The sequence below is a fragment of the Candidatus Jettenia sp. AMX1 genome (assembly GCF_030263775.1).
Classification (GTDB): Bacteria; Planctomycetota; Brocadiia; order Brocadiales; family Brocadiaceae; genus Jettenia; species Jettenia caeni.
This window is the reverse complement of record NZ_SZPP01000008.1, coordinates 69,610-85,177: the sequence shown is the minus strand read 5'-3', so window position 1 is coordinate 85,177 and position 15,568 is coordinate 69,610. Positions and strand designations below refer to the sequence as shown.

Annotated in this window: 16 protein-coding genes, 1 tRNA gene and 1 pseudogene; 5 read left to right on the top strand and 13 right to left on the bottom strand. The window is 41.4% G+C overall.

The annotated features are described in order from the left end of the window. The coding region (locus FBQ94_RS03190; RefSeq protein WP_285441982.1) for a hypothetical protein at window positions 1-945 on the bottom strand (945 nt) is incomplete at its 3' end. A 23-nt stretch (window positions 946-968) separates the two neighbouring features. Then, entirely contained in the window at window positions 969-1,202 is a 234-nt protein-coding gene (locus tag FBQ94_RS03185) for a helix-turn-helix domain-containing protein (RefSeq protein WP_285441981.1), read from the bottom strand. 45 nt (window positions 1,203-1,247) lie between these two features. Here FBQ94_RS03185 and FBQ94_RS03180 point away from each other — a divergent pair, with 45 nt between their 5' ends. Then, complete coding sequence (locus FBQ94_RS03180) at window positions 1,248-1,835, top strand: helix-turn-helix domain-containing protein (RefSeq protein WP_007221800.1); 588 nt, start codon at window positions 1,248-1,250, stop codon at window positions 1,833-1,835. A gap of 53 nt (window positions 1,836-1,888) precedes the next feature. Then, the gene (locus tag FBQ94_RS03175) at window positions 1,889-2,065 is read left to right on the top strand and encodes a hypothetical protein (RefSeq protein ID WP_007221801.1); all 177 of its coding nucleotides are present in this window, start codon (window positions 1,889-1,891) and stop codon (window positions 2,063-2,065) included. On the opposite strand, the gene FBQ94_RS03170 is transcribed toward FBQ94_RS03175, so the two are convergent. Then, entirely contained in the window at window positions 2,058-2,237 is a 180-nt protein-coding gene (locus tag FBQ94_RS03170; protein ID WP_007221802.1) for a hypothetical protein, read from the bottom strand. The two genes, FBQ94_RS03175 and FBQ94_RS03170, sit on opposite strands and share 8 nt — an antisense overlap. Before the next feature lie 842 nt (window positions 2,238-3,079). On the opposite strand from FBQ94_RS03170, the pseudogene FBQ94_RS03165 reads away from it, so the two are divergent. Beyond that, window positions 3,080-3,237 (top strand): annotated as a pseudogene (locus FBQ94_RS03165) (IS5/IS1182 family transposase); the annotation flags it as partial. A gap of 361 nt (window positions 3,238-3,598) precedes the next feature. After that, window positions 3,599-6,241, top strand: coding sequence for an FG-GAP repeat domain-containing protein (locus tag FBQ94_RS03160; RefSeq protein WP_007221804.1), 2,643 nt, complete (start codon window positions 3,599-3,601; stop codon window positions 6,239-6,241). A gap of 201 nt (window positions 6,242-6,442) precedes the next feature. On the opposite strand, the gene FBQ94_RS03155 is transcribed toward FBQ94_RS03160, so the two are convergent. The 5 genes from FBQ94_RS03155 to FBQ94_RS03135 all read right to left on the bottom strand — a co-directional run bounded on the left by FBQ94_RS03155 (window position 6,443) and on the right by FBQ94_RS03135 (window position 7,947). Next, window positions 6,443-6,565 carry a hypothetical protein gene (locus FBQ94_RS03155; protein WP_285441980.1) on the bottom strand — a complete coding sequence of 41 codons (123 nt, stop codon included), beginning with the start codon at window positions 6,563-6,565 and terminating at the stop codon, window positions 6,443-6,445. Window positions 6,566-6,616: 51 nt separating this feature from the next. Next, window positions 6,617-6,700, bottom strand: a tRNA-Leu gene (locus tag FBQ94_RS03150). A gap of 215 nt (window positions 6,701-6,915) precedes the next feature. Continuing rightward, complete coding sequence (locus FBQ94_RS03145; protein ID WP_007221805.1) at window positions 6,916-7,188, bottom strand: hypothetical protein; 273 nt, start codon at window positions 7,186-7,188, stop codon at window positions 6,916-6,918. A 41-nt stretch (window positions 7,189-7,229) separates the two neighbouring features. Beyond that, window positions 7,230-7,628, bottom strand: coding sequence for a hypothetical protein (locus tag FBQ94_RS03140; protein ID WP_040543699.1), 399 nt, complete (start codon window positions 7,626-7,628; stop codon window positions 7,230-7,232). A 4-nt stretch (window positions 7,629-7,632) separates the two neighbouring features. After that, entirely contained in the window at window positions 7,633-7,947 is a 315-nt protein-coding gene (locus FBQ94_RS03135) for a DUF3467 domain-containing protein (protein WP_040543700.1), read from the bottom strand. 294 nt (window positions 7,948-8,241) lie between these two features. On the opposite strand from FBQ94_RS03135, the gene FBQ94_RS03130 reads away from it, so the two are divergent. Further along, window positions 8,242-8,421: a hypothetical protein gene (locus FBQ94_RS03130; protein WP_007221808.1), complete on the top strand. Its 180-nt coding sequence runs from the start codon at window positions 8,242-8,244 to the stop codon at window positions 8,419-8,421. A 32-nt stretch (window positions 8,422-8,453) separates the two neighbouring features. Here FBQ94_RS03130 and FBQ94_RS03125 read toward each other — a convergent pair whose 3' ends face one another. The 5 genes from FBQ94_RS03125 to ligA are packed head-to-tail and all read right to left on the bottom strand — an operon-like array spanning window position 8,454 to window position 15,478. After that, window positions 8,454-9,767, bottom strand: a complete 1,314-nt coding sequence (locus FBQ94_RS03125) for a TldD/PmbA family protein (protein ID WP_007221809.1) — start codon at window positions 9,765-9,767, stop codon at window positions 8,454-8,456. 39 nt (window positions 9,768-9,806) lie between these two features. Then, complete coding sequence (locus FBQ94_RS03120) at window positions 9,807-10,913, bottom strand: PilT/PilU family type 4a pilus ATPase (RefSeq protein ID WP_007221810.1); 1,107 nt, start codon at window positions 10,911-10,913, stop codon at window positions 9,807-9,809. Between the two features lie 42 nt (window positions 10,914-10,955). Next, complete coding sequence (locus tag FBQ94_RS03115) at window positions 10,956-12,005, bottom strand: type IV pilus twitching motility protein PilT (protein ID WP_007221811.1); 1,050 nt, start codon at window positions 12,003-12,005, stop codon at window positions 10,956-10,958. Window positions 12,006-12,010: 5 nt separating this feature from the next. Further along, the gene (locus FBQ94_RS03110) at window positions 12,011-13,372 is read right to left on the bottom strand and encodes a TldD/PmbA family protein (protein ID WP_007221812.1); all 1,362 of its coding nucleotides are present in this window, start codon (window positions 13,370-13,372) and stop codon (window positions 12,011-12,013) included. Window positions 13,373-13,414: 42 nt separating this feature from the next. After that, window positions 13,415-15,478 (bottom strand): NAD-dependent DNA ligase LigA, encoded by a 2,064-nt coding sequence (gene ligA / locus FBQ94_RS03105; protein WP_285441979.1) that lies wholly within the window; start codon window positions 15,476-15,478, stop codon window positions 13,415-13,417. Window positions 15,479-15,568: the final 90 nt, after the last annotated feature.

Sequence of the window (15,568 nt, the reverse complement as noted above, 5' to 3'; positions counted from 1 at the left end):
TTTCTTAAACCGGTTCCCATGCTTTTTAACCTCTTCCCGGTGAGCCAGGCAAAAGGCAATCACCTTTTCTTCCTCCCCCGGATACTTCGTCTTCCCCTTATCAGAACGTGGCCTGCGCGGCTGGCCGGTCAACTTCGTGGCTTCGGGTGGTATACAACTGGACTTCTCTGCCACCTCCACCATGCGGTAAAACTTGCCTTTGCTCCATCCAAGCTCCCGGCAAGCCTGTTGTTGAAACTTTCCACGCCCCTTGTATTCTTTCAGGGCAAGAAAGTCATACACCTGATGGGGGATACCGGCATCCTTCGGCACGTGGACCGGCCGGAGCTGCCCGCGGCGGATCATGCCAAGCATGATCATCACCCACTTTTGGAACTCAATTACACGCTCCCGCGTCTGCGGGTCCTTAATCCTGGAAGTATGCAGCTTGAAGGTAAGGCCGTCTACCATCTCCTGGGCCATGATGATCGTTTCCTGGATACGGCCCAGTGCATCGGGGATGGGTTCAACGCGGTAAAAGGATTTGAATGTATCCTTGGAAAGATTTATCATACGGCGAATATTATTTTCTGCTACCCCTATTGCCGTACAATAGTCAGGAAGTGGTATAGCTTGTGTCTCCATTACTACTTTTCTACTCCAAGATTGGGTATCATTATGATACCCAATCTCCTGAGGGGATGGGGTCGTATTACACGATCCAGTCTCTTGATTATTACCCCGAGATTGGGAGTCATTATGGCCCCTAATATCCATCTCGGATGGGGTATCATTATGATACCCCATCTCTGGATTTTTATCCTGAGATGAGGTGTCATCATGACACCTCATCTCTATCTCAAACGTCATAGGAAAAAACCGAACCGGTTTACCCAAAAAATGCGTTACAATCGGAAAAATCCTTACTTCTTGTACGGCCGGAACTGCTTGAACGGCTTGAACCACGTTTGTATTCCCCTCCTTTCCTTTTACTTTGCGGCCTTATATACGTTCTCCGGCCAGAGGTCCTCTACCCTCATGCCGATCGCATCGGCAATAGCTTTACGGAGTCGCTTCGATTTTGTTTTACCCGTAATGACCTGGTATACAGCCACACGGCTAACACCCATCCGGCGGCCTATCTCGGCCCCGGATATGTTTCTCTTAATGAACTCTATTCTTATTTTTTGTTTTGTGGTTATCATGTGAAGAATTATACGCACTCATATGTGCGTAGTCAAATAAAAATATGCATATAAGCGTGCGTTATGGACAAAAAATATCCCTATCTTGATGTAGGGAAAAGACTTGAAAAATTAAGAAAAAATTTAACTCAGGGAGAATTTGCTAAGAAAATTGGGATTTCCCTTAGAACTTATCAATATTACGAATCTGGTGAGAGGTTACCGCCCGACCCAGTACTTGAGCGGATTGCGGAGGAATGTAACACCACAAAAGATGAGATACTTGGCCGAGGTTTTGCATCCCTGGAAAGGTTGTTTGCCCAGGAGAAGGCCAAAATTGCGGCTGAAAAGGCAGAGCTCGAAGGGTTAGAGAAAAAGTTGAGAGATAAACTCCTGGAGTGGGGTATCCCGGTCCCGGAAAATACCCTTGCATTCCTTGAAGTGGTAACGTTTTACAACAAACACGGCATAAACATCGTAGAGTTAATAAAAGGCGCTAAAGAGCCTATTCACACCGGAGAAGAACAGGAGCTTATCGATATGCTGGTAGCCATCTTACGAGGAGAAAACGAGGACAATAAAAAGGCCATCATCGAAAATGTCAAGGCATTTTATAAAACCCGTAACGTTAATATTCCCAATGAAATAAAAAAAGCGAACCATGCCGGATAATCAAATTCGATTGTAAATTCCACAATTAAATATTTGAAGGGAGGGAATGAGAAATGGATAAAAAAGAATTGATACTTACCGTAGCAAAAGACTTGCTGGTAACTTATAAACTTATACTTAAGAATGATCTACCAGAAAATCAGATTAAAACAATAGGAAACTATTTAAAACTTATGGCAAAACAGGTTGAAGAATCATACAATGCGATAATCGAATCTACACCTAATTAGACCTTAAGTTTAAATCAGGATTATAAAGCTTGCAAGTAACATGTAAAATGAATTCCGTATAAAAGCCTGGAGACTCTTTGTTTATTTCCCTGGCGGCATTTCTTATAAGCTCCAATGCCTGGCATGCGGTTTCCGCAATCTTCTTATCGATAATTTCGTCTGACAACTTCATAAATTACCCTCCATTATGGGTTAAAAAGGAATTTGGGTGAAATATATCTGAATCAAAATAGTATATCAAGGAAAAACCCGAAAGATTTTTATTGAAATGCCTGGTGAGAAAAAGTATATTCATACCAGTGGGTATGGTCCCTAACCATACCTGCAGAGGGTGGAAAATAAAAAAAATAAAATTTTTTTAAAATATTTTATTTTCAACTCTCATTTGAAAATACATCGTTTTACCCACCCAAAATCCCCCCTTCCTCCGTTAAACTTTACCCGGTTATCACAATTTAACTATATATTTATATCACCCCCTTATAGTGAGTTCTGTGGGTCTTCTGAAGGGATGTGACGTACCAGTTCTTCTCAATAAGACCAGGGAACGAGGTAAATAAGTTCTTATACCAACGTCATTGTGAGGGCCTTTTCCAAAGCAATCTCTTCTGAAATATTCAAGAGATTGCTTCGGGAGAAAATCCCTCGCAATGACAAATATTATCAGATACTTCTTGATTCGAGAAACAAAGTTTCTCGTATACGCTTGTTCCCAAACAGAGTTTAGGAACAAGCCAACAAGCAAATAAACCGGTAAGCTACCAGGGCTTAGCTTGATTGTAGAGGAATTCTCATTGTATGTAAGCGGATTTCAGGGTGGCACGGACAAACGGAGTTTATCCATGCTTGCTTCAAATGCCAACGTGGATAGGGAATATACCACACTGACAAACGATCCCTGTTGAAGACATACAGGGACATGGTTTGTCAGTGCCACCCAGGAATAGGCTTAAGTAGAATAAAAATTTCTATACTCGGGGTGAATAAATGCACTTACAAGGGAGGAATACCCAATACCGGGCAAGACGATGGGTGGTAGAGAGAACCCATTCCTGGACGAATCGATTTCTCCGCCTGTTGATTCGATGGAAAAAAAAGCTGAAAATTACCTGGTTTTCCTTGAACCGGCTTGTGCCTTTATCTCTTCTCGTGCTGCCCTGGTTTTCGGATAGGCTCTAATACCCAAATAGCCACACAACTATTCATCACATGTGACATGTCTCATTTATTGTTGTTACATCTTTGTGACAAGTCACACATTAATCTGTAACTATCAATAAAACCTGTTTTAACGCTTAAATAGTTTTACGATCCAGAATAGAAAAATCAATTCCTTGTAATTCAACAGGTTATCCATTTCTTTCTCATTTTTCCACGCTATTCAAAATAAATCAAAAACAAGAAGGTCTTACCTGGTGGTATATTTTTTGTTATTCTCCCCCTATACAACACCTTGTTAATCATCTTTATAGCTTCGTGATACTTTAAGTAACAACTGTTAATTATCTTTATAACCTTTCAAAAGGAGCTTACATGTTACCGAAGATACTACCATCTGTTCTGACCATGCCGTTTGCTGTTGTTCTCGCTTCTTTGTTATTTATTGTGAACCTTGCCACTGCCGCCCTCCCAAGCTATGATTTGCAAATATACAAACAAGGCACATGGTACACGGGTATAGCGATGGAGGATATTGACAACGATGGTGGTTTGGAAATTATCATTGGCAACCGAAACACGAGTTCCGCCGAGATCTGGAAATATAACGTAAGTACTCAGACGCTTAATCAAACGGCATCCATTAGTTTCCCCTATCACATACACGATATTGTTGCCGTTGATGTTGACCATGATGGACAAAAGGAGATCATCGTCGGAATACGATTTGAAGGCCTCTACATGGCGCGCTTTAGTGGTAGTGCATGGAATGTGACGCAAATTGCAGATGGCTACACATGGCAAGTGCTGGCGGCAGATTTTAATGGTGATGGTCATGTGGACATTTGCCAGGGGTTAGATCATGCCTATATTCGGATTTTTTACGGCAATGGTGTTGGCGGATTCACCCTCGGGTCTTCACCGCCTCTTGAAAGACAGCTCGGTAATGGATGGGGTATGAATGCCATCGATTTGAATTCTGACGGCAGACTCGACCTTATTGGTGTCGTTCCGCAGTGGCCTGACGGCATCGGGACTGGTTATTTTCTTCGTGCGCATCTGAACCTCGACGCTGGGGGTCAGGTGACATGGAACTCTGTTGGTCCAACCGCACCCTTGAGCTATGATCAAAATCGGGCCCAAGCCTTTCTTAGTAATTCAGCCGCTGACATAGACGGAAATGGCTATATTGATCAGGCTGTATTCTTCGCTAACGGGAGAGTATCGATCTATATGGGAAGCAGTTCTGGTGGACAGCTGGTGTGGACAGAGCAGCAGATAGCGCAACTTCCCACTACCGATTTTATCGATCAGCCTAGCATCGGCATTTCGGACGTGAATAACGACGGCTTTTTGGACGTACATGTCGATGGTGGCGCGGACTTCAACGGCATGGTTGTGTTTCTCGGCGATGGAACAGGGATGTATCAGCAAAAAACCTTGATTCTCGACCATGGTATTGGTGGGTTCTTGAATTCAACGAGATTCGGTGACATCAACGGCGATGGCTACACCGATATCTGTGCCGTCCGGTTTATGGGAAACAGCTATGCAGGATTTGACGTTTTGTATCAAACCCCTCCATCGAACCTACCGCCCGTTGCGAATGCCGGAACCGATCAATCGGTACATGTTGGGAATACGGTTATGCTGAACGGGAGTGGAAGTTCAGACCCAAATGGTGATTTGTTAACGTACAACTGGACATTTATCTCCAAACCCGGAGGAAGCTCTGCAACCCTGAGCGACCCGACTCTGGTGAATCCAACATTTACTGTAGATAAGGCCGGGACATATAAAGTAAAACTGGTAGTGAATGATGGTACGGTAGACAGTGTAGCTGATACCGTATTGATCAGTACCATTAATGTGAAACCCGTTGCCAATGCAGGGGATGACCAATCTGTATACGTGGGAAGCCTCGTTACCCTGGATGGAAGTGGTAGTTCAGACCCGGATGGGGATCAGGTGACATATAACTGGGCATTCCAGTCAAAACCACAGAACAGTTCAGCAACACTCAACAATCCCACATCGGCCAGCCCAACCTTTACCGTTGATAAAGCCGGCACCTATGTGGTGAAACTTATCGTAAATGATGGAGCACTCAATAGTGACCCGGATACGGTAACGATCAGCAATATTAATGTTGCCCCGGTAGCCGATGCCGGCATGGATCAGGCGATAACCACCATAGGGACTACCGTGCAGCTCGATGGTACCCAGAGTTATGATCCGGATGGTGATCCTATTACCTATCAGTGGGCATTTACTTCAATACCCGATGGAAGCACTGCATCCCTTGCAGATGCCGATACTGCTACACCGACATTTACTGCCGATGTACACGGCGAATATGTAGTGCAGTTGGTAGTAAAAGACACTTCATTACTGAGTGCTCAGGATGCTGTAGTTATAAGCTTTACCAACATAAAACCGGTAGCGAATGCCGGAACGAGTCAGTCTGCTGTTGTTGGTGATACGGTAACGATAAACGGGAGTGGAAGCACGGATGGGAATGGAGATAATCTGACCTACCAATGGTCATTTTCATCAGTTCCTGATGGAAGTAATGCCGAGATAGCCGGTCCAACGGCAATAACAACGACCTTTGTTCCTGATAAGGCAGGTACCTATGTTGTTCAGCTTGTGGTAAACGATGGTATTGTTGATAGTGATCCAAGCACGGTTCAGGTGCAGGTAATTGATGAACAGACAGCAGCAATACAGGCTATTCAGGATTGTGAGCAAGTGATTGCATCATTGAATTCCAATGTATTCAAAAATGCCAATATGCAGAACACCCTGATCAATAAGCTCAATGCGGTGATTGCAAACATAGAGGCAGGTAACTATGAGGATGCCCTGGGACAGCTCAGGAACGATGTTCTTGGAAAGACAGACGGTTGTGCGGATAGTGGTAGTCCGGACAAGAACGATTGGATTAAGGATTGCGCTGCACAGGGGTCAGTGTATCCATGCATCCAGCATGCTATTGTGGTAGTGGAAGGGCTGTAGGAAGGTAATTGAGTGGAATAATGAACTTCAGATTATTTGTGCCTAGTGTATAGAAATCTCACATTGTAGGGGTTGAAGATCTTCAACCCCTACTTCAATAGCTCAATGTCGATCGACCGAGCCTCGGAACGTGGGAAACATTCAGATTGAGGCTGCTCGATGACAATAGGAGTATCGTTGGCGGGACTATACACAATATGTCTAATATCGCCATCGAAACACTTGAGATTTTACCGTACTATGTGGATTGCCGAAGGTGGCAGCGGTGACACAGCCAGCGCCCGCAGCACCGCTATTGGCAATTGGGAAGTATTCAAAATTCACTACTGATATCTGGGGTATGAATTAGTTGTAAGTCATTATGTTGCACATAAATGCCAGAGAAGGGAGTTGAACCCTTACTCCCTTGCGGGAACCAGATTTTGAGTCTGGCGTGTCTGCCAATTCCACCACTCTGGCATATCGCTTATTTCTTGCTTAATCCTTTATTAATGCTTAGTTTGTGATTTGTTTTATGCTTATACACACCTATATTTAACTATATTAAAATATATAAAAATTATTGATTTTAGGGCACAGCTTAGGTACACATATGCTTCTCATGCTTTCTTTTCCCATATTCTATTGTTAAACGTATATAAATTACTACAAAATTATATAAAAATCAATATGTTTTAAAAAAGTATATTGAAGGGCGGAAATGGGTCTTTTCTGACTTGTTGATAATAATTGTCACGGCTGTTGCTGCATGACATCATTCCTTCGTAGTACTGTTTTTTTACCCGTAACTGCTTTGCAGTTTTACCTTCTATGCATTTGTTTATCGGATCTCTAGAATGGGATACTTTCGTAAGAATCGTGGGAAGTCCGTCCAGTTTTAACTCATACCACCGATGGTCAGAACTGTGGCTCTTTGCTGGTGTAAAACCGAATTTATGTTGAAGCAAACGCTCTAACTCTTTAGGTTTGATCGGCATGATACAATGAGCTATTTGGTGCTATGAGAGATGTATAATTTGAGATGATGGAATAAAGCTTGATTTTGATCGTCCTTATATGCTTGGATTTCAACGAGTTGGTAATAATCAAGTAATGATATTCTATAATCCTCTAAAGCCTCACCTTCTGTATCTCCATCGCCATATACACCAAATATATCGTCACTAGCTATATAAAGATCGTCAGATTTCTCAATAGTTATTGGTAAAAATTGAGTACTATATAAATCATCAATAATTTTCCCAAACAAAAAAATCTTCCTTTCTGGTAGTGTAGCAGGTGATGAATTGGTATCTGCTTTAGTATTTATCCTTGTAGTACTCGCCGGAAAGATTTTAAGAGATAACGAAGTTATGTTTGCTGGTCTGATAGCTAATGTATTGGCCATCCAATCACTCCTGTTGGCTTGATTTTGTCTTATATTTACTTAAATTATCCTGTAAGACTTTCACAAAATCTGACATTCTTTCAGAGGCTACAATAACACGAGCAACACATTCAGCTTTAATAGATTTGAGTTGAGCTGCCTTTTCTTTCTGTTCTTCGTCAGGACCTAAAAATATAGGTGGTCTAACCTCAAAGAAGGATAATATGAATTCATGTTCAGTATGTTGGACGACCATATTGGTAGCGTATCTAGTTGCAATACCTTCTGAATAATTCCAGTCAATTGGAATGTTAATTGATTGTTCATTATTTTCTGACACGGCATCCTCTCTTTATTGAAAAATATTTTATAAAACACATAGTATACAAGTCTTCCCCGAAAAGCAATTGAGAAATGGAATTGCACAAGGTAATGCTTGCCCTACCAGTCTGAATTGGACAGATCGGGGCGCTTTTCGCTATCCTCTTTTTTGCTTTTTTTAAGAAATAATTCATTTAGTGAGTCAAACATAAAGAGTATAGCTGAAAAAGCCTGAAAAATAGGGGTTGAGAATAGTTCCAAAGTATGGCATTCTTATGGAAGTATTCTAAAGTTTTCATAAGGAGAAGCCATCATGGGAAAACCATTCTCAATCTCCTTGCTCTCACAAATTCTTTTTCACCATACTCCCAAATCTGTTCGGGAACTTAAACAGTATCTCCATTTTGGCTCGTATCATTTCAGAGATTTTGAATCCTATATGAACCATATTCTCCTGGTAATTCTGGCATATTTATACGCAACTTATGTGTAGAATAATCAAGAGTTTTTTACCTGTTTTGGAGTTTAATCAGCATTGCCTGAGATATTTATTGCCTTGAAGTAAAAGGGGGGCACTTTGGTTGAACCATGCCATTCTGCTGTATTACCTATTGCTACAATATTGTTAAATACTTCGAAGGCATTTCCTGCAAACATACAATCCTTTACCCTGCCTACAATTTCGCCGTTCTCAATTACATAACCAAGATCGATGTTTACAGAAAATTCACCCGCAAGAATGTTACTCTGACCGCCACCCAATACCTGATCCACCAGCACGCCGTATTTGATATCTTTGATCATGGTCTCAAATGGCATGTTTCCCGGGTCAACAGTTACATTTGAATTACCAGGGGATGGTTGGGAAGAAAAACCACGATTGCCATTTCCTGTAGATCTTGTTTTCATGATTCCGGCAGTTTGCAAATCGAAGAGGTGATTTTTCAAGATACCCTTTTCAAACAGTACCGTGCGCTGAGCCGGTGTGCCCTCTGCATCCCACGGATAGCTCGAATCTGCCATATCGATTGTGGCATCATCATAGATATTGATCCTTTCATCGATGATTTTTTCACCCAGTTTATTGGTAAGCGGCGATGCACCTTTCTGTACCAGTTTCCCATTACAACCGGTTTCAAAGGTTGAAAGCAGGTTCCCCATGGCCTTTGCCGTAACCACTACAGGATAAGCCCCGGTTCTTAGCTTCAGCTCCTTTTCTGCAAGTTTTAAGCCTTTTAACGCCTTATCAACATGTTTATTCAGATCGGTTACAAGACCTTTTGAGCTTTCACCTTCACCAATCCAAAGCAGGCTTTGCCCTTTCACTTGTAATATTTCGATACCCATGCTGAAGAATGTCGAGGACAGGGAAAGATTCAGCCCTTTAGAGTTTACGAGTCTCCGCATTCCATGTCCTTTCCCTATACCAACACTGCAATCATAACCGGGATTTACCGATAATGATTTTTCGATAGCCTCTTTTCCCATATCTACGCATGTATGGATAGGGTAATCTATAACACGCTGATCAAAAATAGCAACTGTGAGGAAGGTATTTTCAGAAGGGAAATCGAAGGCAGCGGTTTGTCCAAACTTTGCGCTTTCTATTGCATTGGCGACCAGTTTCTCAGGTTTTCTGAAATCGGTAGTGCTGGAAAATCCGATTCTCCCGTCTTTAATGACACGAAGTCCAATTCCACGAATGGATTTTGTATTTACTGATTTTAGTTTGTTATTTTCGAAACTTACCGACCGTGTTTCACCCTCTTCATAAAGTACTTCTACGGAAGGGGTATGTTTTAAAGCCAATTCTAATATTTTTTCCTCAATTTTATTCATGAATGTAACCTCTCTTTATGGAAATCGGCATTCGTTAATTTATAATTTTAATTTAAAACGCGCTGTTTTATCCTCTTTTGTTTCATCAGATCTTTCCGCTTTTATCTGTAACCGCAAATCATTGGAACTATCGGCATAAGCAATAGCATTTTCGTAGCTGATTCTGCCGTTTTTATAGAGATTGAACAGGGACTGATCAAAGGTTACCATGCCTTCCTGTGTTCCTTTTGACATTGCTTCTTTTATTAATTCAATTTGCTTCTTAAGGATAAGGTCTTTAATCCTGGATGTATCGAGCAGTACCTCGAAGGCTGCAACTCGCTTCCCGTCATTTGATGGCACTAATCTTTGTGAAATAATAGAGCGCAAATTCAGTGAAAGGAGCAAATAAATTTGCTCATGACGTTCTGAAGGGAAAAAGTTTATAACCCGTTCAATAGCCTGATTGGCATTGTTAGCATGGAGTGTTCCCAGGCAGAGATGGCCTGTTTCCGCAAAGGTAATGGCTGATTCCATAGTTTCCGTGTCGCGGATCTCGCCAACGAGGATAACGTCCGGGGCCTGACGTAAGGTGTTTTTAAGCGCATCATGAAACGATAAAGTGTCGATACCAACCTCCCTTTGTGTAATAACAGATTTCTTATGCCGGTGCACAAATTCTAAAGGGTCTTCTATCGTGATTATATGTCCCGAATTATGAGTATTTCTGTAATCAACCATGGCAGCCAGAGTAGTAGATTTTCCTGAGCCTGTTGCGCCGACTACAAGAATTAATCCTCTTTTCGTCATAGCAATATCTTTAAAAATGTGGGGAAGGTGCAGGTCGTCAATAGTTTGAATATTGATTTTTATCTGCCGGATAACAAGGCCAATGTTTCTCTGTTGAAAAAATATATTTACCCGAAATCGGCCAAGCTCCGGATAATACAAAGCCAGGTTCATTTCCATTGTTTGATAAAAATCTTTTCTTTGTTTTTCGCTTAACATATCCTCTGCTAAAGTTCTGGTATCTTCAGCAGTCAAGTTTTTTGTTCCAAACGGGGAGTTAATACCCTCTTTACGGTACATAGGCGGAAGGTCAACAGTAAGGTAAATATCCGAAGCATCCAGGCGAACCATTTCCTGTAGTAGTTCCTTGATTTCCATTTATCTCCTCATGTAACAGCTCAGAATTCTCATGCGATAGTTTTATCTGATACCGCTCAGTACGCTTGGGTTACTTACCAGTTTTTCAATGGCCTCTTTCGTAACCGAATCCTTCTGATAGAGTTCGATCATAGCCTGATCCATGGTTTGCATACCGTATTGACGGCCTGTCTGTATGGATGATGGGATTTGAGCTATCTTGTTTTCTCTGATTAAATTCCGTACTGCTGATGTGCCAATCATAATTTCTAATGCTGCAACACGTCCTTTTCCATCTTTTCTTTTAAGGAGTTGTTGGGTAAGTACAGCCTGAATAGATTCAGAGAACATGGTGCGCACCTGTTCCTGCTGTTCCGGTGGAAACACATCTATCACCCGATCGACGGTTTTGGGCGCGCTGGATGTATGTAATGTGCCAAAAACCAGGTGGCCAGTCTCAGCAGCAGTAAGCGCTAAAGAAATAGTCTCCAAATCCCTCATTTCACCTACCAGGATAACATCCGGATCTTCACGTAAAGCTGACCTTAAGGCATTGGCAAAACTATGGGTGTGCGGTCCTAATTCCCTTTGGTTAATAAGGCTGTTTTTGGACTGATGAATGAATTCGATAGGGTCCTCAATAGTAAGGATGTGACATTTCTCCTCACGATTGATAAGGTCAATCATTGCTGCTAATGTGGTCGATTTGCCGCAGCCCGTAGGCCCTGTTACAAGGATAAGCCCCTTTTCTTTTTTTGTCAGATCGCTTACTATTTTTGGCATACCAAGCTGTTCCAGAGTAGGGATAACGGTAGGTATCGACCTGAATACTATGGACTCTCCTCTGTTTTGTAAAAAAGCATTTACCCGAAACCTTCCGGTATCGCCAAATGCAATAGCAAAATCCAGCTCATAGTGTTCTTCATACATCTTACGCTGTTGATCATTAAGGATATCATAGAGTATCTTGTGTACGTCTTCTTTGCTGAGCGGAGGGACGTCGATCTTCCTTATATCCCCATGGATACGAATCATGAGCGGTTCTCCGGAGCTTATATGGATATCGGAGGCATTCTCTTTTTTTGCGAATAGCAAAAGATCCAGTATGTCCATTTCCTTTATCTTCCGCCAATGACAACGTTTTGTATACGAACATGCGGGCCGCCATCTCCGACCCGGAGAGGCGACTGTCCGCTTTTACCACATCCTCCCAGCCCTCCATGTATGTGAAGGTCATTCCCAATGGCATCAATATTCATAAGTGTCTCAAACACATTTCCTGTAAGGACTACGTCGCGTATTTTTTCCTGTATTTTTCCGTTCTTTATCAGGTAAGCTTCCTCGGCGCTAAAAGTAAACATTTCCATATTTGTTTGTCCACCGAGGGCGCCGATAGCGTAAATGCCGTTATCGACCTCAGAGAGCATCTTCTCAAAAGTGTAATCACGGGGTTCCATATAGGTATTGGTCATACGTACAATAGGTCCATAGGCATAGTTTACAGCACGGGCATTACCTGTGGGTTGCTCATGCATTTTAGCTGCTGTTTCTCTTGAATGAAGCCGATTGGTCAAAATACCATGTTTAATAAGATAGGTTTTTTGCGTAGGTGTACCCTCATGGTCATATTTATTATATCCCGCTTCGCCAGCCATAGAGCCGTCATCTATGATGGAAAGGGCATCAATTCCAAATCGTTTTCCAAGAACCATAATTTCCCGCATCTTGGCATTTTCATAAATAAAATCAGCCTCACTGAGATGTCCAAAGGCCTCATGAATAAAGACCCCGCAAAGTTTAGGATCAATAATAACGGTATATTTACCGCCCGTTACCGGTTTTGCAGTAAGGAGGTCAACTGCGCGTTTGGTTACTTCTTCTACGTTTTGCTCTAAATTTTGAACATTGCTAAAACCCTGCAGATCGCCTACAGAATAATAAGCTTGTTGTACATTCATACCATCCCTTGCCATGGCAAGGAGAGAAATTCCACAAAAAATAGTTTCTTGTACGATAAAGCTGCCATCCGTATTGGCAAAATGTACCGTTCCATGTGAATCTAAATACCGTACGTTGGATGTCTGTATTTGTCTCGAGGACAGGATCTTGCTGTTGTACTTGTTACAAATGGCTTGTTTATCAGTTAACGAGATGTCTGCAGGATCTATTCCTACCTTTGCTTTTACATGATCATGTATAACCGGTATCGGAGCGAGTTGGCTTTCCTGTGTACCAACGAATCGTGCCTGTTCGCAAGCCATTTCTACATATCTCGGAAGGTTCTCAATGTCGTTAAAGGCAACAAATCCCCAACCGCCTTTGAACAATGCCCTCACACATCCGCCAAAAATAGTATTCTCGCCGATATTTTCAAGCTCTTTTCCTACATATGCAACGCTCGTATTGACGCCTTCCTGGATTCTTATTTCTGCATAATCTGCTTTTGCTAATTTTAAGGCATTTTTTATCAGTTTTTCCATTTAGGTTATTCCTTTGAATTTATCTGGTATTATCAAATTTTTCTATGGGCTTATCATTTTTTCAAATGCTTCTTCATCAAGGATCTGGACATTCAATTCCTTCGCCTTATGTAATTTAGTTCCCGGGTCTTCGCCTGTTATAAGATAGCTTGTCTTTTTGCTCACGCTCGATGTAACACGTCCACCTAAGTTCTTAATAAGCGTCTCGGCTTCATTGCGGGAGTATTTTTTTAATATGCCGGTAATAACAAAAGATTTTCCGGAAACTTTTGGATTTTTTCCGGTTTTTTGAGTTACTAATTTTTGGGTATTAACCCCTTGTGCTTTAAGCTTTTCAATAATTTCCCGTATACGCTTATTGTGAAAAAACTCAGCAATGCTCCTGGCAATAGTGGGACCAATTTCATAAATCGCTTCTAATTCATCCTGATTTGCTTTTGCTAACGCACCGAGGGAATCAAAATGTTCAGCCAAAACTTCTGCGGTATGAGAACCTACATTATTTATCCCCAAAGCAGAGATCAAACGATTTAAATCGCGATGTTTGCTTTCTTCTATGGCATGGATTAAGTTTAATGCAGATTTCTTACCCATGCGCTCCAGATTTACCAGATCATCATATTGGAGATAGTAAATATCAGCATAATCTTTTAGTAAATTTTTGTCAACCAATTGTTCAATAAGTGCAGGTCCTAACCCTTCTATATCCATAGCATTTCGATTTGCGAAGTATTTGATAAGTCTTTTCGTCTGTGCAGGACATAAGGAATTATAACAGCGCAGGTATACCCCTTCTCTTTTTACCACGCTATTGCAAGAAGGGCAATTTGCCGGTTCTTGAAAAATTTCTTCAGTTCCATTACGCTTTTCTTTTAAAGCATGTACAACCTGGGGGATAATCTCACCGGCTTTTTGTAGTACAATATGGTCTCCTACCCGTATGTCCTTTCTTTGAATTTCGTCGAAATTATGGAGTGTAGCGCGGCAAACAATAGTTCCTGCGAGCTGTACAGGAGCAAGATTGGCGACTGGGGTAATGGTGCCGCTTTTTCCTACCTGCACGACAATCTCTTCAATTTTTGTAATAGCCTGTTCAGGCTGAAATTTATAGGAGATTACCCATCGAGGTGACTTACTGGTATATCCTAATCGATTGTAAAGGTCGAGAGAATTGACTTTTATAACCATTCCATCGACCATATAATCCAGTTCTCTGCGGCGTTTATCCCATTCATTACAATATTGAATAACTTCTTCTATATTTTTACGTAATTGATTATAAGGATTTACCGGAAAGCCGAATTTCTGGATAAGTTCCAAACATTCAGCATGCGTCTTGAGTTCTAAACCTTCGCGGTATGCTATGGTATAGGCAAAGATGCGTAAATTTCTCCGCGCTGTAATGCGCGGGTCAAGAAGTTTAAGCGAGCCAGCAGCAGCATTCCTGGGATTCGCAAATTGAGGTTCACCTTTTTCTTCTTTCTCCTCATTAAGTTTTTGAAACTCCTTATTTGGCAGATAAACTTCTCCCCTGATTTCAATTACTGATGGAATTTTCTGTTTTTTATCCGAAAATTCAAATCGCAAAGGTACCTGGCGAACGGTTTTAAGGTTTGCAGTTACATCATCTCCCCGAAAACCATCTCCCCTGGTAGCTCCTCGCACAAACAAACCCTGTTCATAAAAAAGAGAAACAGCTACTCCATCAATCTTTAACTCAACTACATATTCAATATCGTGATCGTTATCAATTCCCAGTATGCGTTTTATGCGCCTGTCAAACTCTTTTAATTCCTCTTTTGAATAAGTATTATCAATACTTAACATAGGAATTTTATGCTCTATGGTAGAAAAATGAGTGAGCGGTTCTCCTCCCACCCGTTGAGTGGGAGAGTCGGGGGTAATGAGATTGGGGTGTAATTCCTCGATATGTTTCAGTTCCTTTATAAGCTGATCATATTCATAGTCGCTAATCTCGGGATTGTTTTCAACATAATATTTTCTGTCATGGTATTGTATGGCATTACGAAGCTGTTCAATCTTTTCTTTAATCGATAATGTCATATCTATAGATTGAAATTGAGATATAAAGAATTTTTTATACACGTAAATGCAAGCTTTAGAAAAGGTCTTATTATATCATACTTTGTATAATTCATATCATAATTTGTACAATCATTAATGTATTTCGTATTT

Coding starts and splice junctions, on each gene's coding strand:
- FBQ94_RS03180 (WP_007221800.1), top strand. CDS start 1,248: ATGGACAAAAAATATCCCTATCTTGATGTAGGGAAAAGACTTGAAAAA.
- FBQ94_RS03170 (WP_007221802.1), bottom strand. CDS start 2,237: ATGAAGTTGTCAGACGAAATTATCGATAAGAAGATTGCGGAAACCGCA.
- FBQ94_RS03120 (WP_007221810.1), bottom strand. CDS start 10,913: ATGGAAATCAAGGAACTACTACAGGAAATGGTTCGCCTGGATGCTTCG.
- FBQ94_RS03175 (WP_007221801.1), top strand. CDS start 1,889: ATGGATAAAAAAGAATTGATACTTACCGTAGCAAAAGACTTGCTGGTA.
- FBQ94_RS03110 (WP_007221812.1), bottom strand. CDS start 13,372: ATGGAAAAACTGATAAAAAATGCCTTAAAATTAGCAAAAGCAGATTAT.
- FBQ94_RS03115 (WP_007221811.1), bottom strand. CDS start 12,005: ATGGACATACTGGATCTTTTGCTATTCGCAAAAAAAGAGAATGCCTCC.
- FBQ94_RS03160 (WP_007221804.1), top strand. CDS start 3,599: ATGTTACCGAAGATACTACCATCTGTTCTGACCATGCCGTTTGCTGTT.
- FBQ94_RS03140 (WP_040543699.1), bottom strand. CDS start 7,628: ATGGCCAATACATTAGCTATCAGACCAGCAAACATAACTTCGTTATCT.
- FBQ94_RS03130 (WP_007221808.1), top strand. CDS start 8,242: ATGGGAAAACCATTCTCAATCTCCTTGCTCTCACAAATTCTTTTTCAC.
- FBQ94_RS03125 (WP_007221809.1), bottom strand. CDS start 9,767: ATGAATAAAATTGAGGAAAAAATATTAGAATTGGCTTTAAAACATACC.